Origin of the sequence: Pseudomonas sp. 18173 (assembly GCF_050432945.1) — a bacterium.
In the GTDB taxonomy this organism is placed as follows: domain Bacteria; phylum Pseudomonadota; class Gammaproteobacteria; order Pseudomonadales; family Pseudomonadaceae; genus Aquipseudomonas.
This window is the reverse complement of record NZ_JBKFTN010000009.1, coordinates 189,784-210,570: the sequence shown is the minus strand read 5'-3', so window position 1 is coordinate 210,570 and position 20,787 is coordinate 189,784. Positions and strand designations below refer to the sequence as shown.

Here is a 20,787-nt window from a genome sequence, read left to right as displayed (position 1 = left end):
ACGACCATAGAGCGTTGGAACCACCTGATCCCATCCCGAACTCAGCAGTGAAACGATGCATCGCCGATGGTAGTGTGGGGTTTCCCCATGTGAGAGTAGGTCATCGTCAAGATTAAATTCCGAAACCCCTATCTGCGTATGCAGGTAGGGGTTTTGTTTTTGGCGCCCCCACCCCCCCTGTAGGAGCGAGCCCGCTCGCGAAAAACCCGAGAGCGCCGCGGGCTACCAGACTTCCCGCGTCATCATTGGCGTTCTTCGCGAGCCAGCTCGCTCCTACAATGAAGCCAATCGTCTTCAATGCTAAAGTCGTCCCTCGATTTTGCGCTTTCCAAGGAAGCCTTTATGCCGGACGCGACGTCCCTCAGTGCTGGTTTTATGGTGGTTCACGGCAATCGCCTGGACGAATTGCGCAGCCTGGTGGTCAGCTGGATGCGGCGCTACCCGCTGGCTCCCCTGGAGAACGAAATTGCCTTGGTGCAAAGCAACGGCATCGCCCAATGGCTGAAGCTGGCACTGGCGGAAGATTCCGAGGATGACGACATGGGCGGCTGCGGCATCGCCGCCGCCATCGACGTGCAGTTGCCCGGCAGTTTCATGTGGCAGCTCTATCGCATGGTCCTTGGCCGCGACGAGATTCCGGCCAAGTCCCTGCTCGATAAAGCCCCATTGACCTGGCGCCTGATGCGCCTGCTGCCGCAGTTGATCAACCAACCGCACTTCGAGCCTCTGCAGCGTTTCCTGACCCATGACACCGATCTGCGCAAACGCTACCAATTGGCCGAGCGTCTGGCGGACCTGTTCGACCAGTACCAGGTCTATCGGGCTGACTGGCTCGAAGACTGGGCGGAAGGTCGACATCAAACAAGAAACGCCAGGGGCGAAGCCAAACCCCTGGCGCCGGCCAATTGCTGGCAGGCAGAGTTATGGCGCGCGCTCTTGCTGGATGTTGGAGAAGAAGGCATGGCGCAAAGCCGTGCCGGCGTCCATCAGCGTTTTGTCGAGCGCATCAACAATCTCGAAGTCGCCCCCAAGGGATTACCCTCGCGCGTGATCGTTTTCGGGATTTCTTCGCTGCCTGCCCAAGCCCTGGAAGCGTTGGCGGGACTGGCACGTTTCAGTCAGGTCCTGCTGTGCGTACACAACCCCTGTCGTCACCATTGGGCAGACATCGTCGCCGATAAAGACCTGTTGCGGCATCAATACAAACGCCAGGCCCGCAAAAGCGGAATGCCGGTAGTGATCGATCCGCAATCCTTGCACCAGCATGCTCATCCGCTGCTGGCTGCCTGGGGTAAACAGGGGCGGGACTACATCAACCTGCTCGACAGCCATGACGATCCCAATAGCTATCGCTCGGCCTTCCGCGACGGGCGCATCGACCTGTTCAGTGACGGTCAGCCGCTGAATGTGCTCAACCAGTTGCAGGATGACATCCTCGAGTTGCGTCCCCTCAACGAGACCCGGGAGCGTTGGCCGGCAATCGATTTGCAGCAGGACGAATCGATCCGTTTTCACATTGCCCATAGCGCCCAGCGAGAAGTCGAGATCCTCCACGACCAACTGCTCGCGCGCTTCAGCGCCAACCCGCAGTTGCGACCCCGGGACATCATCGTGATGGTCCCGGACATCGACAGCTACGCCCCGCACATTCGGGCCGTGTTTGGTCAGCTTGACCGCCAGGATCCGCGCTTCATTCCGTTTACCCTGGCGGACCAGGGCCAGCGTGGTCGCGACCCGCTGCTGATTGCTGTCGAGCACCTGCTCAAGCTGCCTGACAGCCGATTCCCCGTCAGTGAGATTCTCGATCTGCTGGACGTCCCGGCACTGCGCGCTCGCTTCGGTGTCGAGGAGCGTGACCTGCCGACGCTGCACCGCTGGATCGAAGGTGCCGGCATTCGCTGGGGCATGAATGCCGAGCAACGCGCCGGGCTCGGGCTGCCGAATGAGCTGGAGCAAAACAGCTGGCGTTTCGGCTTGCGCCGGATGTTGCTCGGTTATGCCGTTGGCAGCGCCGATGCTTATGAGGGTATCGAGCCCTACGACGAAATCGGTGGCCTGGATGCCGCGCTCATTGGCCCGCTGGTTGCGCTGCTGGACGCGCTGGAAGTGGCTCACCTCGAACTCTCCCGGCCGGCACCGCCACGGCAATGGGGCTTGCGCTTGCAGGCGCTGGTGCAGTTGTTCTTCCTTGCCAGCAACGAACACGATGACTACTTGCTGGCTCAGCTCGAAGAGCTGCGTGAAACCTGGCTCGAGACCTGCGAGTCTGTCGGGTTGCAGGACGAGTTGCCGCTGACCGTCGTCCGTGAAGCCTGGCTCTCAGGCCTGGATCAGGGCCGTTTGTCTCAACGCTTCCTGGCCGGTGCAGTCAACTTCTGCACCTTGATGCCCATGCGCGCTATCCCGTTCCGACTGGTCTGCCTGTTGGGCATGAATGACGGCGATTATCCGCGTGCGCAACCGCCGCTGGATTTCGATCTGATGGGCAGTGATTACCGCCCAGGCGATCGCTCCCGACGCGAGGATGACCGCTACCTGCTACTTGAAGCCTTGTTGTCTGCACGGGACCAGCTCTATATCAGTTGGGTGGGCCGCAGCATCCGCGACAACAGTGAGCGGCCTGCTTCGGTACTGATCGGCCAGTTGCGTGACCACCTGGCCAGCGGTTGGCGATTGGCGCAAAGCGACAAGGACCTGATTGAAAGCATGACCCGGGAACACCCGTTGCAACCCTTCAGTGCGCGCTACTTTCACGAAGGCGATGACTCGTTCAGCTACGCCAGCGAATGGCAGGTCCTGCATCAAGCCTCAGAGCAACAGGCAAGCACCGAAGTGCTCGAAGCTCACGTTCAGGATGAACCGCTGAGTCTCGGTCAACTGCAGGATTTCCTGCGCAATCCGGTACGGCACTTTTTCAGCCAGCGACTGAAGGTCTTCTTCGAGGCGGCAGAAGTGCCGTTGGCCGATGAAGAGCCTTTTGTCCTGGACGCATTGCAGCGTTACAGCCTCAGCGACCGTTTGCTCGAAGCGGGGCTGGCAGATCCGGGAAATGCCGGGCAGGCACTGGAAGATCAGGCGAAGCGCCTGCAAAACAGCGGATTGCTGCCCATGGCCGGATTCGGCGAGTGCCTGCAACGTGAATTGATCGAGCCATTACCTGACTTGTTGCAACGCCACCAGCAGCTCCTGGCTTTGTGGCCAACACCGCTGGGCAGCGCGTTGCCCGTCAGTCTTGAACTGCAAGGCCTGCATATCGAGGGCTGGCTCAGCGGCCTGCATCAGCGCGCCGATGGTGGATTGCTGTCTGTCACTACGATCCCCAACAGTATCGGCTCGATCAAGTCGCGCAAATGGCATCGCCTGACACGCCCCTGGGTCAATCATCTGATCGCGTGTGCCAGTGGAATGGCGCTGACCACAGCGCTGGTGGCCAGCGACGACAGCCTGTTGCTCGCTCCGCTGGACGAGGCTGCAGCGCAGGAAATTCTCGGCGACCTGTTGTTGGCCTGGCAGTCGGGTATGCGCCAGCCTCTGCCGATCGCGGTCAAGACCGCTTTCGCGTGGCTGGGGCAAACCGACCCGGTCAAGGCCGAGGCCGCTGCGCGCAAAGCCTATGAAGGCGACGGGCAGACGACGGACGGAGAGCGGCGCGAAAGCCCGGCGCTCGCCCGCCAATTCGCCGATTACGCGGCCTTGACCGCCGATGAGACATTCCCCCAATGGTGTGATGCGCTCTATCGCCCGCTTCTTGAAGCCCCTTGGCGTTCACTGTCCAGCGAGGAGTCGCGCTGATGAGCACGAAGACACCGCTGGCCTTGGCATTCCCGCTGCGTGGCAGCCAACTGATCGAAGCCAGCGCCGGCACCGGCAAGACGTTTACCATTTCCGCGTTGTACCTGCGCCTGGTCCTTGGCCATGGTGACGAGGGCTCGGGGTTCGGGCGCGAATTGCTGCCGCCGCAAATCCTCGTCGTGACCTTCACCGACGCAGCGACCAAAGAGTTGCGCGAACGCATTCGCACGCGGCTCGCCGAGGCCGCACGCTTTTTCCGCGATGAAACGCCTGCCCCCGACAGCCTGATTGCCGAGTTGCGTGGCCAGTACTTGCCCGAGCAATGGCCCGGCTGCGCAAACCGCCTGGATATCGCCGCCCAGTGGATGGACGAGGCGGCGGTCTCGACCATCCACAGTTGGTGCCAGCGCATGTTGCGCGAGCATGCCTTCGACAGCGGCAGCCTGTTTACCCAGACCCTGGAAACCGACCACAGCGATTTGCTGGGGGAAGTCCTGCGTGATTACTGGCGGCTGTTCTGTTACCCGATGCAAGGTGACGCGCTCAATTGGGTGCGCAGCAATTGGGTGGGGCCGGCGGCGTTGCTGCCGAGGATTCGTGCGCTGTTCGCCAGCGAGCGCGATACGCTGCAAGGCAAAGAGCCCGCCGAGGTGATTTCGCAATGCCTGCAAGAGCGACGGGTTGCCCTGATCGAACTCAAGCAGCCCTGGCTCCAATGGGCGGACGAGCTGCTTGCCATCTGCCACCAGGGCGTTGCCAGCAAGGCTGTCGACGGTCGCAAGATGCAGGCCCGCTATTTCGAGCCCTGGTTCGAAAAGATCAAGGCCTGGGCCGAAGACGAATCCCTTGAGCAACTGGATATCGGCACCGGCTTCACACGCCTGACCCCTGATGGCATGGCCGAAGCCTGGAAAGGCGAAGCGCCTCGACATCGGGGGCTCGATGCGATGGCCGGCCTCAAGGCCAGTCTCGATGGGCTGCCAACTCCCGATGCCGCCGTACTGCAACACGCCGCCCGCTGGGTCGGGGCACGATTCGAGGAAGAGAAACGCCGTCGTGCGGAAATGGGTTTCGACGACATGTTGCTGCGCCTCGATGCGGCCTTGCAGTCCGATGGCGGCGAGCGACTGGCGACCCTGATTCGCGAGCAGTTTCCGGTCGCACTGATCGATGAATTCCAGGATACGGACCCTGTGCAATACCGGATCTTCGAGAGCATCTACCGGATTGAAGAGAACAGCCCCGAGTGCGGCCTGTTCCTGATCGGCGACCCGAAACAGGCGATCTACGCGTTTCGCGGCGCCGACATCCATACCTACCTGCGCGCCCGGCAGGCCACCACCGGTCGCCTGCACACCCTGGGCACCAACTTCCGCTCAAGCCATGGCATGGTCAACGCGGTGAACCATGTGTTCGAGCGTGCCGAAGCCAGGGAGTCAGGGCGCGGGGCTTTCCTCTTCCGGGAGACGAATGGCGACAACCCGGTTCCGTTCACGCCGGTTGCCTCCCAAGGCCGCAAAGAAGTCCTGCGCATAAACGATCAGGCCGTCCCTGCCTTGAACATCTGGCACCTGGCGGCAGAACAACCGTTGTCCGGTGCGGTGTACCGACAACATCTGGCGGCTGCCTGCGCCAGTGAAATCACCGCGTTGCTCAATGGCGGGCAACAGGGGCAAGCGGGGTTCACCCAGGACGGCAAAGCCTTCAGGGGCCTGCTGCCGGCGGACATCGCCATCCTGGTGCGCGATGGCAAGGAAGCGCAGGCGGTTCGTGGCGAATTGTCCGCCCGGGGTGTGCGCAGTGTTTACCTGTCGGACAAGGACTCGGTGTTTGCCGCTCAAGAGGCCCATGACGTGCTGACCTGGCTCAAGGCCTGTGCCGAGCCGGATGTCGAGCGCCCGCTGCGGGCGGCGTTGGCCAGCATCACCTTGAACCTTTCGTTGACTGAGCTGGAGCGGCTGAATCAGGACGAGTTGGCTTGGGAATCCCGGGTCATGCAGTTCCGTGGCTATCGCGAAGTCTGGCGCAAGCAGGGCGTATTGCCGATGCTGCGGCGCTTGCTGCACGACTTCCGCCTGCCCCAGGCGCTGATCGCACGCAGTGACGGCGAGCGGGTACTGACGAATCTGTTGCACCTGTCCGAATTGCTGCAACAGGCGGCTGCCGAACTCGATGGCGAGCAAGCACTGATCCGGCATTTGTCCGAGCATCTGGCGTTGTCCGGGCAGGCTGGCGAAGAGCAGATCCTGCGCCTGGAAAGTGATGAGCAATTGGTCAAGGTCGTGACCATCCACAAGTCCAAAGGCCTGGAATATCCGTTGGTGTTCCTGCCGTTCATTTGTTCGGCGAAACCGGTGGACGGCAGCCGCCTGCCGTTGCACTACCACGATGAATCCGGCAATGCCCAGGTCTCGTTGAAGCCGACCGCAGAATTGATTGCCCTGGCCGATGATGAGCGCCTGGCCGAGGATCTGCGCTTGCTCTATGTCGCCCTGACCCGGGCGCAACATGCCTGCTGGCTGGGAGTGGCTGACCTTAAGCGCGGAAACAACAATGGCTCGGTGCTGCATCTGTCGGCGTTGGGTTATCTGTTGGGTGGCGGTGCGCCTTTGGCGGATTCCCCGGCATTGCAGCTTTGGTTGCGGGACCTGCAACAGGACTGCCCGGCGCTGGCCTATGCCCAGATGCCTGAAGCGACAACCGTGCATTACCAGCCACCGCAAAACGAAGCGGCGCTGCTGGCTCCGCTGATCCCGAAACGCAAGGCCAGTGAAAACTGGTGGATCGCTTCCTACAGTGCGTTGCGCATAGGCGACACCCTGAGCGTCGGTACGGACGAGGCGCCGGAGAGCCCACAGGCGCAAAAGCTGTTCGATGACGAGCGCCTCGACCCGCAGGCCCCCCGAGAAGTGGTGGCCGGTGGTGCCGATATCCATCGCTTCCCGCGCGGCCCGAACCCCGGCACTTTCCTCCATGGTCTGCTCGAATGGGCGGGAGGCGAGGGTTTTGCTGCGGCGCCGCAAGAGGTGACCGACGCCATTGCCCGGCGCTGCAATCGTCGAGGCTGGGAGGGCTGGATCACCACGCTCAGTGACTGGCTGCAGCATCTGCTCAAGTCGCCGCTGGAGCTGGGCGCCGGTCAGGCACCGGTGATATTCGGGCAGTTGACGCAGTACCAGGTCGAGATGGAGTTCTGGTTCGCCAGCCATAAGGTCGATGTGCTCAAGCTCGACGCGCTGGTGTGCCAATACACCCATAACGGCGTGGCCCGGGTGGCGGCCGAACCGGTGTTGCTCAACGGCATGTTCAAGGGCTTCATCGACCTGACGTTCGAGCACAACGGCCGTTACTACGTTGCTGACTACAAATCCAACTGGCTTGGCGCCGACGATGCGGCCTACACCCGGCAGGCCATGGAACAGTCGATTCTCGACAACCGTTACGACCTGCAATACGTGTTGTACCTGTTGGCCCTGCATCGCCAGCTCAAGGCACGTCTTGTCGATTACGACTACGACCGGCATGTCGGCGGTGCGTTGTACCTGTTTTTGCGTGGTACGCGTGCGGCCAGCCAGGGCGTGTTTTTTGCCCGTCCGCCAAGAGAACTGATCGAGCGTCTGGACAGGCTGTTCCAGGGCAAGCCGGAACCCAAGGCCGAGCCTGCCTGGGAACAGGGAGTACTGTTATGAATCGCACATTCGCCGATTTGCTACCCACGTCGCTGGCAGCCGAAAGCCTGGCCGAACTGGCGCCGCTGAGTCGTGCCGACGACTTGCTGCTGTTGCTCACGCGTTGGGTCGAGCGAGGCTGGTTGCGAGCACTGGACAAAGCCTTTGTCGCGTTCTTGCACGAACTGGCTCCGGATGATGATCCGCTGGTGCTGCTGGCCGCCGCGCTGACCAGTCACCAATTGGGCCACGGGCATGTCTGCCTTGACCTGTTCGAGACGCTGAAAGAACCTGACTTCGCCCTGTCGCTGCCACCCGAAGGTGACGTGCAAGGCGCAATGCTGTTGCCGTCGCAATTGCTGGGGTCGCTGGACGGGGCTCATTGGTGCAAGGTGCTGGCCGCCAGCGACCTGGTCGCACTGGCTGTCGACAGCCGTGACCATGTGCGCGAACGCCCCTTGGTGTTATCGGGCAAACGCCTGTACCTGCGCCGCTATTGGGCCTACGAACGACGGATCGACCTCTCGTTGCGCGAGCGTCTGACGGAACGTGAATCCACGCCGAGCGACTTGCTCCAGCGTCTCAGCGGATTGTTTGGTCCTGCCCGGCCCGGTGAGGTGATCGACTGGCAGAAGCTCGCCTGCGCACTGGCGACCCGCAGCGCCTTCAGCATCGTGACGGGAGGGCCGGGAACCGGCAAGACCACCACCGTCGTGCGTTTGCTGGCATTGCTCCAGGCTCCGGCGGTCGAGGCCGGCAAGCCCCTGCGCATCCGCCTCGCCGCTCCGACCGGCAAGGCCGCGGCGCGTCTGACCGAATCCATCAGCCAGCAAGTGCGGACCTTGAAGGTCACGCAAGACATACGAGACAAGATCCCGTCCGACGTCACCACCGTTCACCGTCTGCTCGGCAGCCGGCCCGGGACTCGACATTTTCGGCACCACGCCGGCAATCGCCTGCCGCTGGATGTGTTGGTGGTGGACGAGGCTTCGATGATCGACCTGGAAATGATGGCCAATCTGCTCGACGCCTTGCCCGCCCATGCGCGCCTAGTGCTGTTGGGTGACAAGGATCAGCTGGCGTCGGTAGAGGCCGGTGCGGTGCTGGGGGATCTGTGTCGCGACGCCGAGGCTGGCTGGTACAGCCCGCAGACGCGCCAGTGGCTGGAAGCCGTCAGCGGCGAAAGTTTGCAGGCCAGCGGATTGCAAGAGGACACGCAGGGCGCTCATCCATTGGCCCAACAGGTGGTGATGCTGCGCCATTCCCGGCGATTCGGCGAGGGCAGTGGCATTGGTCAACTGGCTCGCTGGGTCAACCAGCAACAACCCGAAGAAGCACGCAAGTTGTTGTCTGCGCGAAGCCATGACGATGTGTATAACCTGGCCCTCAAGGGGGAGCAGGACCGCGCTCTGGAGCGCTTGCTTCTCGACGGCCATGGTGAGGGGCCGCAGGGTTATCGGCATTACCTGAGCGTGCTGCGCAACCAGCGGCCGCCGCTCGGCAGTTCGCTGGAGGATTCGTGCTGGATTGATTGGGCTCGACACGTGTTGCAGGCCTTCGACGCGTTCCAGTTGTTATGCGCCGTGCGCAAGGGGCCGTGGGGCGTGGAGGGCCTGAACCAGCGGGTGACGGAGGCCTTGCTCAGGGCGCGTCTGATCGACAATGACCAGCAGTGGTACGAAGGCCGCCCCGTACTGATGACTCGCAACGATTACGGGCTGGGTTTGATGAACGGCGATATCGGCATCGCCCTCAAGCTCCCGGAACAGGAGGGTCATGAGGCTGGAAGGCAGGTCCTGCGAGTGGCGTTCCCACGAAACGATGGCCAGGGTGGCGTGCGATTCGTCCTGCCAAGCCGCCTGAATGATGTCGAAACCGTGTACGCCATGACCGTGCATAAATCCCAGGGCTCGGAGTTCGCCCATACCGCGTTGATTCTGCCTGACGCCTTGAATCCGGTACTCACCAAGGAACTGATCTACACCGGCATTACCCGGGCCAAGGACTGGTTCACCTTGATCGAATCGCGTGCGGGCGTGTTTGAAGAGGCGGTGAAACGCCGGGTCAAACGCTTGAGTGGGCTGATGCTGGAGCTGAAAGACGGCAGCGAGCCGACAGGCTGAAAGGTCAGTAACAGGCTGTAGGAAAATGTCCGAGGCTACGTAGTACGCGGCCTCGCTGGCATTTCGCCGCTGTGCTATCGTTGCGGCATCATTTCGCTACGGTCCAAGAGTATCCCTGCATGAAGGTGGCTGTCAGGACGACAGAGCGCGTCATTGGCTGTAAAAAAGCGCTGCTGGCCATTCTTCTTTGTCTGCTGGCCGGTGTCGTTTTCGCTCAATCGCAGCCCCCGGTGGGCATGGCGGACCAACGGGCCAAAGCGGTTACTCAAGTGGTTCTCGGCATCCTCAGTTACGCCCGCTGGCCCGTTGAGCCTTCGCTGCTGCGCTTGTGCCTGGTTGGCCCTACCGAATACACCGACGATCTGGTCAAAGGCACAACCCAGGCCACCGGCCGACCTGTGGCCGTGCAACGGTTGTTGGCCGACAACCCCTCGATTGTCGGTGACTGCGATGCGGTTTATATCGGCAAGCTGACCGGCGAAGAGCGCAGCCGATTGTTCGCCGCGCTGACCGGGCATCCAGTGCTGAGCATCAGCGAGAGTGACGAGCAATGCACCGTCGGCAGCCTGTTTTGCTTGCGGGTCAGCGACGAGCAGGTGTCGTTTGAAGTCAATCTCGACTCCGTCGCTCGCAGCGGCGTACGCATTCATCCAAGTGTGCTGCAACTCTCCCGCCGCAAGCCGGCGGCTCCATGAGCCTACTGACACCGGGCAGTCGCCCGACTCTGCATTCGGTCATCGGTCGCGGCAACTTGCTCGTTGCGCTGGTGGGCGTCGCCATGGCCAGTATTTCACTGACGTTGCTCGGCGTGCTGGCCTTGCGGGTGTACGCCGATCACAACCTGCACCTGATCGCGCGCTCAATCTCCTACACCGTGGAAGCCGCGGTGGTGTTCAACGACAAGCCCGCCGCCACCGAAGCGCTGGCGTTGATTGCGTCCACCGAAGAAGTGGCGGACGCCCAGGTGTTCGACCGGCAGGGGCAGTTGCTGGCCCGCTGGCAACGGCCGGAAACCGGTTTGCTGTCCGATCTCGAAATGCACATCGCCAAAGCCTTCCTGCAGGAACCCATGAGCATGCCGATCGTCCATCAAGGGCGGGAGATCGGCAGCATCAGGCTCACCGGGCACGGCGGCAACCTGATGCGGTTCTTGCTCAGCGGCCTGGTGGGCATCGTGTTGTGCACGGCCATCAGTGCCTGGGTTGCGCTGTTTTTGGCGCGCCGACAACTTCGCGGGATCATCAAGCCCCTGCGTAACCTGGCCACCGTCGCCCACGCCGCGCGCAGTGAGCGCGCCTTCGACAAGCGCGTGCCGCCCGCCGACATTGCCGAGCTCGACAATTTCGGCAACGACTTCAATGCCCTGCTCGATGAACTCGAAGCCTGGCAGTCGCACCTGCAAAGCGAAAACGAAACCCTCGCCCACCAGGCCACTCATGACAGCCTCACGGGCTTGCCCAATCGGGCGTTTTTCGAAGGCCGCCTGATGCGCGCGCTGCGCAACGCCAACAAGCTGGGCGAGCGAGTGGCGGTGCTGTTTCTCGACAGCGATCGCTTCAAGGAAATCAACGACAGTTTCGGCCATGCGGCGGGTGATGCGGTGTTGGTGGCCGTGGCCAATCGGGTTCGGGCGCAACTGCGGGAAGAGGACCTGGTGGCACGGTTGGGTGGCGATGAGTTTGCCGTGCTGCTGACACCGCTGCACAAGACGGCCGACGCCGAACGAATTGCCGACAAGATCCTGGCCAGCATGGACATGCCGATTCCATTGCCAGGCAGTACCCAGGTATTGACCTCCCTCAGTATTGGCGTCGCGGTGTACCCGGATCATGGCGCAACGCCGGGTGCCCTGCTCAACGCCGCCGATGGCGCGATGTACCAGGCCAAGCGTCTCTCCCGAGGCGCACAGTACACGGCAGGGTCGGAGCACCCTGCCGCCGATGTTCAAGACAGGAGCTGACTACCGTGTTCACTTTCAACCCGCGTTCCCTGCGTTTTTTCACCATGACTTTGCTGGTGGCCTTGCTGAGCCTGGCCGGTTGCCAGACCACCGCGCAAAAGGGCCTGACCCCGGCGCAGATCGCCGTGCTCAAGCAGCAGGGTTTCGAACTGACCGACGAAGGCTGGGCTTTCGGCTTGTCCGGCAAGGTCCTGTTCGGCAGCGACGATGACAGCCTGAACAGGCAGAGCACCGAGATCGTCGAACGCATTGGCAAGGCGCTGCTCGGTGTGGGTATCGAGCGAGTGCGGGTCGATGGTCACACCGACGCATCGGGTAAAGAGGCTTACAACGAACAATTGTCCGTGCGCCGGGCGAAAAGCGTCGCCAAGGTTCTCAACACGGTCGGCATGAAACAGGAAAATATCCAGTTGCGTGGCCTGGGCAGCAGCGTACCGGTGGCCACCAACAACACGTCCAGCGGCCGCACCGAGAATCGCCGGGTCGCCATCGTGGTCAGCTCCGACTAATCGGCAAACAGCATCTCCCGGCTTTCGCCCATCAACAGACCCTGATTGCGCTCAGTCACCTCGCGGATGTAATCCCACAACAGGGTGATCCGCTTGAGCTTCCTCAAATCCTCCCGGCAGTACATCCAGAATTGTCGGGTGATGTTGATTTCCTGCGGCAACACCGGCAGCAGGCGCGGGTCCTGAGCCGCGAGGAAGCAGGGCAGGATCGCCAGTGATCGCCCTTGCTGCGCCGCAACGAACTGGGCAATCACGCTGGTACTGCGCAGATTGGCGCTGGCGCCGGGCAATACGTTGGCCAGGTACAGCAGTTCCGAACTGAATGCCAAATCGTCGACATAACTGATGAATGAATGCTTTCCCAGGTCAGCCGGGCGCCGGATGGCCGGGTGTTTGTCGAGGTATACCTGGGTCGCGTACAGCTGGAGTCGGTAGTCGGTCAGTTTGCAGCAGACATACGGGCCATGCTCCGGGCGCTCCAGGGCGATGACGATGTCGGCCTCGCGCTTGGACAGGCTGATGAAGTGCGGCAGCGGCAGGATATCCACCGAGATCGCCGGATAGGTATCGACGAAGTGGCTCAGCTGCGGCGTGATGAAAAAGCTGCCGAAGCCTTCGGTGCATCCCATGCGCACATGACCGGACAGCGCCACGCCGGACCCGGAAACCTGCTCGCACGCCATGTGCAAGGTGCTTTCGATCGACTCGGCATAGCCCATCAACCGCTGGCCTTCGGCGGTCAGGACAAAGCCGCTGGTCCGGGATTTTTCGAACAGCAATGTGCCCAGCGCCGTTTCCAGGGAGCTGATGCGCCGCGATACCGTGGTGTAGTCCACCGCCAGGCGCTTGGCCGCTGTGCTGGCTTTGCGGGTGCGGGAGACTTCGAGGAAAAACTTGAGGTCATCCCAGTTCAGCGAACCGAGGGAGGTGATGTTTTTTTGCATGTTGGACCGGTTTTTATGTGCGTTCTTATCAGAAGTTTGCACATCTATACTCCAAAAACAGCCCGTTAACCAATTCGCGGCGCACACCTCTTCTCAAGGCGACTGTTTCGCCTTGGCTCCCAAGATAACAACAAAGATCTGGAGACCCCCATGAACGTTTCGCTCACGCCCAATGACACCACCGTGCAGAAGGTCAAACTGTTGATCGACGGCCAGTGGGTCGAATCCAAGTCCACCGAATGGCACGACATCATCAACCCGGCGACCCAGCAGGTGCTGGCCAAGGTGCCGTTTGCCACCGCCGAAGAAGTCGATGCCGCCATCAGCGCCGCTCATCGTGCATTCCAGACCTGGAAGCTGACACCCATCGGTGCGCGCATGCGCATCATGCTCAAGCTGCAGGCGCTGATCCGCGAGCACTCCAAGCGCATCGCCGCCGTCCTGAGCGCCGAGCAGGGCAAGACCATTGCCGACGCCGAAGGCGATATTTTCCGTGGCCTGGAAGTGGTCGAGCACGCTTGCTCCATCGGCAGCCTGCAAATGGGCGAGTTTGCTGAAAACGTCGCCGGTGGCGTCGACACCTACACCCTGCGCCAGCCGATCGGCGTGTGCGCGGGCATTACCCCGTTCAACTTCCCGGCGATGATTCCGCTGTGGATGTTCCCGATGGCCATCGCCTGCGGTAACACCTTCGTGCTCAAGCCGTCGGAACAGGACCCGATGTCGACCATGCTGCTGGTGGAACTGGCGATCGAGGCGGGTATTCCGGCTGGCGTGCTCAACGTCGTGCATGGCGGCAAGGACGTGGTGGACGGACTCTGCACCCACAAAGACATCAAGGCCGTTTCCTTCGTCGGTTCGACCGCCGTCGGCACTCACGTCTATGACCTGGCCGGCAAGCACGGCAAGCGCGTGCAGTCGATGATGGGCGCGAAGAACCACGCCGTGGTGCTGCCGGACGCCAATCGCGAACAAGCGCTGAATGCGCTGGTGGGTGCCGGTTTCGGTGCCGCCGGTCAACGTTGCATGGCCACCTCGGTGGTGGTGCTGGTGGGCGCGGCCAAGCAATGGCTGCCGGATCTCAAGGCGCTGGCGCAAAAACTCAAGGTCAATGCCGGCAGCGAGCCGGGCACCGATGTTGGTCCCGTGATCTCGAAAAAAGCCAAGGCGCGGATTCTCGACCTGATCGAAAGCGGCATCAAGGAAGGCGCGAAACTGGAGCTGGACGGTCGCGAGATCTCGGTTCCCGGTTACGAGAAGGGCAACTTTGTCGGCCCGACCCTGTTCTCCGGCGTGACCACCGACATGCAGATCTACACCCAGGAAATTTTCGGCCCGGTGCTGGTGGTGCTGGAAGTCGCCACCCTTGATGAGGCCATTGCCCTGGTCAACGCCAACCCGTTCGGCAACGGCACCGGCCTGTTCACCCAGAGCGGTGCGGCGGCGCGCAAATTCCAGAATGAAATCGATGTCGGCCAGGTCGGTATCAACATCCCGATCCCGGTGCCGGTGCCGTTCTTCAGCTTCACCGGTTCGCGCGGTTCCAAGCTTGGCGACCTCGGCCCGTACGGCAAGCAAGTGGTGCAGTTCTACACTCAGACCAAGACCGTCACCAGCCGCTGGTTCGATGACGACAGCGTCAACGACGGCGTGAACACCACGATCAATCTGCGTTAAGGAGCCGGACATGAAAATCGCTTTTATCGGTCTGGGCAACATGGGCGCGCCGATGGCGCGCAACCTGATCAAGGCTGGTCATGCGCTGCGCCTGGTCGATTTGAACAAAGCCGTGCTGGCGGAGCTGGAACAGCTGGGCGGCAGCATCAGCGCATCGGCCCGTGAGGCGGCAGAGGGCGCGGAACTTGTGATCACCATGTTGCCTGCCGCCGTGCATGTGCGCAGTGTGTGGCTGGGTGAGGACGGCGTGCTCGCCGGTATCGGCAAAGGCGTACCGGCCGTGGATTGCAGCACCATCGATCCGCAGACTGCGCGGGACGTGGCCGCCGCCGCCGCGAAACAGGGCGTGGCCATGGCCGACGCGCCGGTCTCTGGTGGAACTGGTGGTGCAGCCGCCGGGACACTGACCTTCATGGTTGGCGCCACGCCTGAACTGTTCGCCACCCTGCAACCGGTACTGGCGCAAATGGGCCGAAACATCGTCCATTGTGGTGAGGTCGGCACCGGGCAAATCGCTAAAATCTGCAACAACCTGCTGCTGGGCATTTCCATGGTCGGCGTCAGCGAGGCCATGGCGCTGGGCGACGCCCTCGGCATCGACACCAAGGTGCTGGCGGGCATCATCAACAGTTCCACCGGACGTTGCTGGAGTTCGGAGATGTACAACCCATGGCCGGGTATCGTTGAAACGGCACCGGCGTCGCGCGGTTACACCGGCGGCTTCGGGGCCGAACTGATGCTCAAGGATCTGGGGCTGGCCACTGAAGCGGCGCGTCAGGCGCACCAGCCGGTGGTACTCGGCGCGGTGGCCCAGCAGTTGTATCAGGCGATGAGCCTGCGTGGGGAGGGCGGCAACGACTTCTCGGCGATCATCAACAGCTATCGCAAACCTTTGTAACTACCTGAAATCCTGTGGGAGCGAGCCTGCTCGCGAAAGCGGTAGATCAGTCACCAGCAATGCTGACGGTCCTGACCCCTTCGCGAGCAGGCTCGCTCCCACAGAACATACATGTGCATCAACATTTACCGGGAGGTCGCGTCGGGCGGGCTCCCGGTTTTTTTAGTCGAAAAAAGATCGCACGTACACGATCACAGTGTCTGTCACCCAGTGATCGTTCCGCGAGGCACGGTAGCGTGCAACGCCCCCCCCGTTATCCCACTGACGTCGCCCTTGCCGATTGCGCGGGTTGACGCGATGTGACCAGGCCGATAAAGGAAATCGCCAGCGCCAGGCCAATGGTCGTGCTCACTTCGGTACGGTGTTGCGGGGAGACCATCATCACTGCCAGCGCAGCGCAAATGAACGCGATCACCAGCCATGTGAGCCATGGAAACAGCCACATGCGAAAGGTCAGTTCGACGTTCTGTCGATGCAGCATCCGACGCATGCGCAACTGCGATACCGCAATGGCCAGGTACACCACCAATGCAATTGCGCCGGAGCTGGCCAGCAGGAACTCAAACAACCCGGCGGGCATGAAGTAGCTCCAGACGGTAATCACCGCCCCCAACACGGTACTGGCAATGACCGCCGCCCGTGGTACGCCTTCGGAAGAGGTTACCTTCAGCACTTTCGGCGCATCGCCACGGCGCCCCAGCGAATACAGCATGCGCGAGGCAATGTAGATCGAGGAGTTCATGCAACTGGCCACGGCAATCAGCACCACCACGTCCACCATGAACTTGGCGTGGGGAATGTTCATGATTTCCAGTGCGCGCTGGTAGGAGCCTACCGAAGCCAACAGCGGGTCGTTCCAGGGCACCACGGAGATGACCACGAAAATCGACAGCAGGTAAAACACGCCGATGCGCCAGATCACCGAACGGGTGGCCTTGGCAATGTTCTGCGACGGGTTGTCGGATTCGGCGGCGGCGATGGTCACCGCCTCGGTCCCGATGAAGCTGAACATGATGGTGATGAAGGCGCCGACTACCGCCGACAGGCCGTTGGGCGCAAACCCGCCGTGCTCGGCCATCAGGCCGCTCAACCCGCTGACTTCCCGATCGGGAATCCAGCCCATCAGCACGGCAAAACCCACACCGATGAAACCGATGATCGCCACGACCTTGGCCATGGCGAACCAGAATTCGAATTCGCCGTACTTGGAGACACTGAACAGGTTGGTGATCACCAACGCAATGATCGACACCAGGGCAAACAGCCAGGCATCGATCTGGGGAAACCACTGGTTCAGCACATGGCCGGCGGCCAGCGCTTCGATAGGAATCACCAGCACCCAGAACCACCAGTAGAGCCAGCCGATGGTGAAGCCCGCCCAACGGCCGATGGCCTGGTCGGCATAAGTGGAGAACGAACCGGTGTCGGGATTGGCCACCGCCATTTCACCGAGCATGCGCATGACCAGAACGACCAGCAGGCCCGAGAACAGATAGGCCAGCATTACGGCCGGGCCAGCGGCCGCGATGGCATGCCCCGAGCCCACGAATAAACCGGCGCCGATAATCCCGGCGATAGACAACATGGTGACGTGACGAGGCTTGAAGCCCTGCGCCAGTTGGCCACTCGAATCCTTGGAACTCGGGCTGATCATTGTTTTTTTTCTCTGGTGAACGACATTTGAGCGGGCTGATGGGGGGCAGTGATTGTCACGGTTGCCGGATACCCTTTGCGAACGCTGCGCCCTCCAGACGCTGCCGTTCCTGTCAAACCCATCATCGCGATGTGGTTATATCGGTGAAAAGCAGCGCCACCTTACCCGGCTTGTCCGGCGCCCCCGTTACCTGATCGCGCCACCTTCGTATCTGAAATCGACACGGGCAAGCTATGCGTTCGTTATGAAAACCAGTGGGTCACTGAGTGGCAAAAAGCGATCGCTTTGTTTTTCGAGCGTTCTGCCGATGTAGCGGCGAAGCGTATGGCGTGGGTGTTTTGAGCGTGGAGGGGCGGGATGCGAGTGCGTCAATGGAGGGTGTATTGCGCAACGAGTAGTTACTCGGGTAACTACTCGTTGCGGGTGTCGCTTACTTAACCGGGTGTCGTTTTTGGCAGGGATCAGGCAAACACAAAATACTTGCGCACGGTTTCCACCACTTCCCAGGTGCCTTTCATCCCCGGCTCGATAACGAAGATGTCACCGGCGCGCAGGTGGATCGGCGCCATGCCTTCCGGGGTGATGATGCAATAGCCTTCCTGGAAGTGGCAGTATTCCCACTTCACGTATTCCACGTACCACTTGCCCGGCGTGCAGATCCAGGTGCCCATGATCTTGCTGCCGTCTTCGCTGGTGTAGGCGTTGAGGTTGACGGTGTGCGGGTCGCCTTCGAGTTTTTCCCATTTGCAGGCGTCGAGTACGGGCAGCGGGTGGGTGTCGCGAAGAACGGTAATCGGTGCGGTCATGATGACTCCGGCATGAGGGAGAGCTGAAGTCGCACCGTATAGGGCTTGGCCGGGCATCAGTTGTCTGTGCTCGACATTGAGGTATCCAGAAGCGCTCCCCGATTTGCGCACGCCATGAAAAACGCCCCGGCATTCATCGAATGCCGGGGCGTTTTATTGTGCGGGGTTACTGAGCCACCGGCAGCTTTCGATGCCTGGCCATGCGCACCCGGTAGCAAGCGTAGATGAGCAACACCCACACCGGCATGGCGTACACCGAGGCGCGTACCGGCGGAATCATCCAGATGACGCAGATGATCACGGCCATGAACGCCAGGCACAGGTAATTGGTGTACGGCGACCAGAAGGCCTTGAAGCCCGGCACGATGCCGCGCTGGCCCATGGCCTTGCGGAACTTCAGGTGCGTCAGGCTGATCAGCGCCCAGTTGATCATCAAGGACGCGACCACCAGGGCGAACAGCAACTCCAGCGCTTCGTGCGGAGCGATGAAGTTGACCAGCACAACCAGCATCGTGATCAGCGCCGATACACCCAGCGCCAGCAACGGAACGCCCTGCTTGTTCAGCTTCATCAGCACCTTGGGCGCGTCGCCTTGCTCGGCCAGGCCGTAGAGCATGCGGCTGTTGCAATAAACGCCGCTGTTGTAGACCGACAGCGCGGCGGTAAGCACCACGAAGTTGAGGATCTGCGCGGCGGTGTCGCTGCCGATCAAGGCGAAAATCTGCACGAACGGGCTGCCGCTGTAGGCATCGCCCGAAGCGCCGAGTGTCTGCAGCAGTTGGTCCCACGGATACAACGACAGCAGCACGGTAAGCGCGCCGACGTAGAAGATCAGTACCCGGTAAACCACCTGGTTGATGGCCTTGGGAATGACCTTGCGCGGTTCGCTGGCTTCAGCAGCGGTGATGCCGACCAGCTCCAGGCCACCAAAGGAGAACATGATGAACGCCATCGCCATCAGCAGGCCGTTGTAGCCGTTGGGGAAGAACCCGCCGTGGTCCCACAGGTTGCTCACCGACGCTTGCGGGCCACCAGTGCCGCTGAACAGCATGTAGCAGCCCAGGACGATCATGCCGATGATGGCCACGACCTTGATGATCGCGAACCAGAATTCCATTTCACCGAAGACTTTGACGTTCAGCGTGTTGATCAGGTTGACCAGCACGAAGAACACCGCGGCGCTGACCCAGGTCGGCACCTCCGGCCACCAGAACTGCACGTATTTGCCGACGGCCGTCAGCTCGGCCATGCCCACCAGCACATAGAGCACCCAGTAGTTCCAGCCGGACAGGAAGCCGGCGAAGCCGCCCCAGTAGTTGTGGGCAAAGTGGCTGAAGGAGCCGGCCACCGGCTCCTCGACGATCATCTCGCCGAGCTGGCGCATGATCAGGAACGCGATGAACCCGGCAATCGCATAGCCGAGGATCATCGAGGGGCCGGCGGACTTGAGCACGCCGGCAGAGCCCAGGAACAGCCCCGTACCAATAGCCCCACCCAAGGCGATCAGTTGAATATGACGATTCTTCAACCCCCGCTTGAGCGTCCCCTGTTGCAATAGTTCATCCGCCATCTGGTTCCCTTCTGGTTGTTGTGGCCAGGCCTGATTTCAAAGGACGAATATTACTCTGGGTGACCTCTTGGTTATACAGCCGTGCGTAGGGTTGAACGGTGATTTTCAAGGGTTTTCACGACGGTTTGCGGTGCGTAGCGCTTCCAGCAAAGCCCTGGCATAGCCGGGCAAGTGCTCGAATGAGCGTGCGCACAGCAGCAGCTTTCGTTGTGCCCATGGCTCCTTCAGCGCAAAGCTTTGCAGCGGTTGATCCACCGTCCAGCGGCGCAGGGCTGCCAGCGGCACGACGCCCAGCCCGGCACCGTGCGCGACCATGCGCATCACGCCGTCGAAACCTTCGGCACGGATGCGCACTTGCATGCGCAGGCCTGTGTGCAAAGCCTGTTCTTCAAGGTACACCGCCAACGCGCTACTGGCGTTCAGGCCGACATAGTGGTGCTGCAGCGTGTCGCTGAAATCAGGTGCTTCACCGTCGGCCAGGGGGTGCCCGGGCGGCATGATCAGTACCAGCGGATCGTCGCGAAAGGGCAAGGTGTCGAGGGTGTGGGTGTCCACCGCATCCGAGACGATCCCCAGGTCCGCCGCCCCCTGGCGCAAGGCGTGGGTGATGCGGGTGCTGGGCAGTTCCTGCAGGTCGATGTCGAGGTTGGGGTGGTCGCGCAGGAAATCGGCGAGCAACTCCGGCAGGTACTCGGTGATCGCCGTGGTGTTGCACAGCAATCGCACCTGGCCTTTGACGCCCTTGGCATATTCGGCCAGGTCCTGCTCCATACGCTCGGCCTGTTGCATCAGGGTACGGGCATGCTGAGCCAGGGCCTTGCCGGCAGGCGTTGGCGTTACGCCGCGTCGGCCCCTTTCGAGAAACCCGATCCCCAGTGAGGTTTCCATGGCACGAATGCGCGCACTGGCCGCTGCGAGGGACAGGTGGCTGCGTGCGGCGCCGGCGGTGATGTTGCCGGTGTCGAGGATGTTCAGGTAGAGGCGCAGGTCGGTGAGGTCGAAGTGCATCGGTACAACCTTGAATGTGATGTTGTCTGGGCGGGCGCCTTCGCGAGCAAGCCCGCTCCCACAGGTGACCGAGTTCTCACGGAAGAAATGCGATCCACTGTGGGAGCGGGCTTGCCCGCGAAGAGGCCAGTCGCTACAACGAAATAATCAGCCTCTGTCAGAGCAAGAGGCAACCTCA

The 20,787-nt window shown here is 61.6% G+C and carries 13 protein-coding genes and 1 rRNA gene; 9 read left to right on the top strand and 5 right to left on the bottom strand.

The genetic code is table 11. The annotated features are described in order from the left end of the window. From rrf to ACLD1X_RS13065, 7 genes are all read left to right on the top strand, one after another. Positions 1-112 (top strand): 5S ribosomal RNA (gene rrf / locus ACLD1X_RS13095); the annotation flags it as partial. Positions 113-342: 230 nt separating this feature from the next. Beyond that, the gene (recC, locus tag ACLD1X_RS13090) at positions 343-3,792 is read left to right on the top strand and encodes an exodeoxyribonuclease V subunit gamma (RefSeq protein WP_429368172.1); all 3,450 of its coding nucleotides are present in this window, start codon (positions 343-345) and stop codon (positions 3,790-3,792) included. Further along, a complete protein-coding gene (gene recB, locus ACLD1X_RS13085) occupies positions 3,792-7,481 on the top strand; it encodes an exodeoxyribonuclease V subunit beta (RefSeq protein WP_429368170.1) in 3,690 nt (1,229 codons plus the stop codon). Before recC ends, recB begins: the two co-directional genes overlap by 1 nt. Continuing rightward, entirely contained in the window at positions 7,478-9,583 is a 2,106-nt protein-coding gene (gene recD, locus ACLD1X_RS13080) for an exodeoxyribonuclease V subunit alpha (protein ID WP_429368168.1), read from the top strand. The genes recB and recD overlap by 4 nt, the downstream gene beginning before the upstream one ends. Positions 9,584-9,702: 119 nt before the next feature. Beyond that, a complete protein-coding gene (locus ACLD1X_RS13075; RefSeq protein ID WP_429368166.1) occupies positions 9,703-10,278 on the top strand; it encodes a YfiR family protein in 576 nt (191 codons plus the stop codon). Continuing rightward, positions 10,275-11,543, top strand: coding sequence for a diguanylate cyclase domain-containing protein (locus tag ACLD1X_RS13070; RefSeq protein ID WP_429368164.1), 1,269 nt, complete (start codon positions 10,275-10,277; stop codon positions 11,541-11,543). The genes ACLD1X_RS13075 and ACLD1X_RS13070 overlap by 4 nt, the downstream gene beginning before the upstream one ends. Before the next feature lie 44 nt (positions 11,544-11,587). Beyond that, complete coding sequence (locus ACLD1X_RS13065) at positions 11,588-12,052, top strand: OmpA family protein (protein ID WP_429368185.1); 465 nt, start codon at positions 11,588-11,590, stop codon at positions 12,050-12,052. Here ACLD1X_RS13065 and ACLD1X_RS13060 read toward each other — a convergent pair. Then, positions 12,049-12,996 carry a LysR family transcriptional regulator gene (locus ACLD1X_RS13060; RefSeq protein ID WP_429368162.1) on the bottom strand — a complete coding sequence of 316 codons (948 nt, stop codon included), beginning with the start codon at positions 12,994-12,996 and terminating at the stop codon, positions 12,049-12,051. The genes ACLD1X_RS13065 and ACLD1X_RS13060 overlap by 4 nt on opposite strands. Positions 12,997-13,146: 150 nt before the next feature. Between ACLD1X_RS13060 and ACLD1X_RS13055 the strand changes: the two genes are divergently transcribed. Both ACLD1X_RS13055 and mmsB read left to right on the top strand, forming a co-directional pair. After that, positions 13,147-14,673: a CoA-acylating methylmalonate-semialdehyde dehydrogenase gene (locus tag ACLD1X_RS13055; protein ID WP_111280651.1), complete on the top strand. Its 1,527-nt coding sequence runs from the start codon at positions 13,147-13,149 to the stop codon at positions 14,671-14,673. A 10-nt stretch (positions 14,674-14,683) separates the two neighbouring features. Then, positions 14,684-15,571 (top strand): 3-hydroxyisobutyrate dehydrogenase, encoded by an 888-nt coding sequence (gene mmsB, locus ACLD1X_RS13050; RefSeq protein WP_429368160.1) that lies wholly within the window; start codon positions 14,684-14,686, stop codon positions 15,569-15,571. Between the two features lie 253 nt (positions 15,572-15,824). Here mmsB and gabP read toward each other — a convergent pair whose 3' ends face one another. The 4 genes from gabP to ACLD1X_RS13030 all read right to left on the bottom strand — a co-directional run bounded on the left by gabP (position 15,825) and on the right by ACLD1X_RS13030 (position 20,609). Further along, positions 15,825-17,225 (bottom strand): GABA permease, encoded by a 1,401-nt coding sequence (gabP, locus tag ACLD1X_RS13045; protein ID WP_429368158.1) that lies wholly within the window; start codon positions 17,223-17,225, stop codon positions 15,825-15,827. Between the two features lie 461 nt (positions 17,226-17,686). Next, positions 17,687-18,031: a cupin domain-containing protein gene (locus ACLD1X_RS13040; RefSeq protein WP_007900627.1), complete on the bottom strand. Its 345-nt coding sequence runs from the start codon at positions 18,029-18,031 to the stop codon at positions 17,687-17,689. Positions 18,032-18,197: 166 nt separating this feature from the next. After that, positions 18,198-19,601, bottom strand: a complete 1,404-nt coding sequence (locus tag ACLD1X_RS13035) for an amino acid permease (RefSeq protein WP_429368155.1) — start codon at positions 19,599-19,601, stop codon at positions 18,198-18,200. A gap of 105 nt (positions 19,602-19,706) precedes the next feature. Continuing rightward, the gene (locus tag ACLD1X_RS13030; RefSeq protein ID WP_429368153.1) at positions 19,707-20,609 is read right to left on the bottom strand and encodes a LysR substrate-binding domain-containing protein; all 903 of its coding nucleotides are present in this window, start codon (positions 20,607-20,609) and stop codon (positions 19,707-19,709) included. Between the last annotated feature and the right edge of the window lie 178 nt (positions 20,610-20,787).

What these genes read in the sequence shown, in the direction of transcription:
- ACLD1X_RS13030 (WP_429368153.1), bottom strand. Translation starts at nt 20,609, where the DNA reads ATGCACTTCGACCTCACCGACCTGCGCCTCTACCTGAACATCCTCGAC.
- ACLD1X_RS13055 (WP_111280651.1), top strand. Translation starts at nt 13,147, where the DNA reads ATGAACGTTTCGCTCACGCCCAATGACACCACCGTGCAGAAGGTCAAA.
- ACLD1X_RS13040 (WP_007900627.1), bottom strand. Translation starts at nt 18,031, where the DNA reads ATGACCGCACCGATTACCGTTCTTCGCGACACCCACCCGCTGCCCGTA.
- ACLD1X_RS13075 (WP_429368166.1), top strand. Translation starts at nt 9,703, where the DNA reads ATGAAGGTGGCTGTCAGGACGACAGAGCGCGTCATTGGCTGTAAAAAA.
- recB (WP_429368170.1), top strand. Translation starts at nt 3,792, where the DNA reads ATGAGCACGAAGACACCGCTGGCCTTGGCATTCCCGCTGCGTGGCAGC.
- ACLD1X_RS13065 (WP_429368185.1), top strand. Translation starts at nt 11,588, where the DNA reads ATGACTTTGCTGGTGGCCTTGCTGAGCCTGGCCGGTTGCCAGACCACC.
- mmsB (WP_429368160.1), top strand. Translation starts at nt 14,684, where the DNA reads ATGAAAATCGCTTTTATCGGTCTGGGCAACATGGGCGCGCCGATGGCG.
- recD (WP_429368168.1), top strand. Translation starts at nt 7,478, where the DNA reads ATGAATCGCACATTCGCCGATTTGCTACCCACGTCGCTGGCAGCCGAA.
- ACLD1X_RS13060 (WP_429368162.1), bottom strand. Translation starts at nt 12,996, where the DNA reads ATGCAAAAAAACATCACCTCCCTCGGTTCGCTGAACTGGGATGACCTC.
- gabP (WP_429368158.1), bottom strand. Translation starts at nt 17,225, where the DNA reads ATGATCAGCCCGAGTTCCAAGGATTCGAGTGGCCAACTGGCGCAGGGC.
- ACLD1X_RS13070 (WP_429368164.1), top strand. Translation starts at nt 10,275, where the DNA reads ATGAGCCTACTGACACCGGGCAGTCGCCCGACTCTGCATTCGGTCATC.
- recC (WP_429368172.1), top strand. Translation starts at nt 343, where the DNA reads ATGCCGGACGCGACGTCCCTCAGTGCTGGTTTTATGGTGGTTCACGGC.
- ACLD1X_RS13035 (WP_429368155.1), bottom strand. Translation starts at nt 19,601, where the DNA reads ATGGCGGATGAACTATTGCAACAGGGGACGCTCAAGCGGGGGTTGAAG.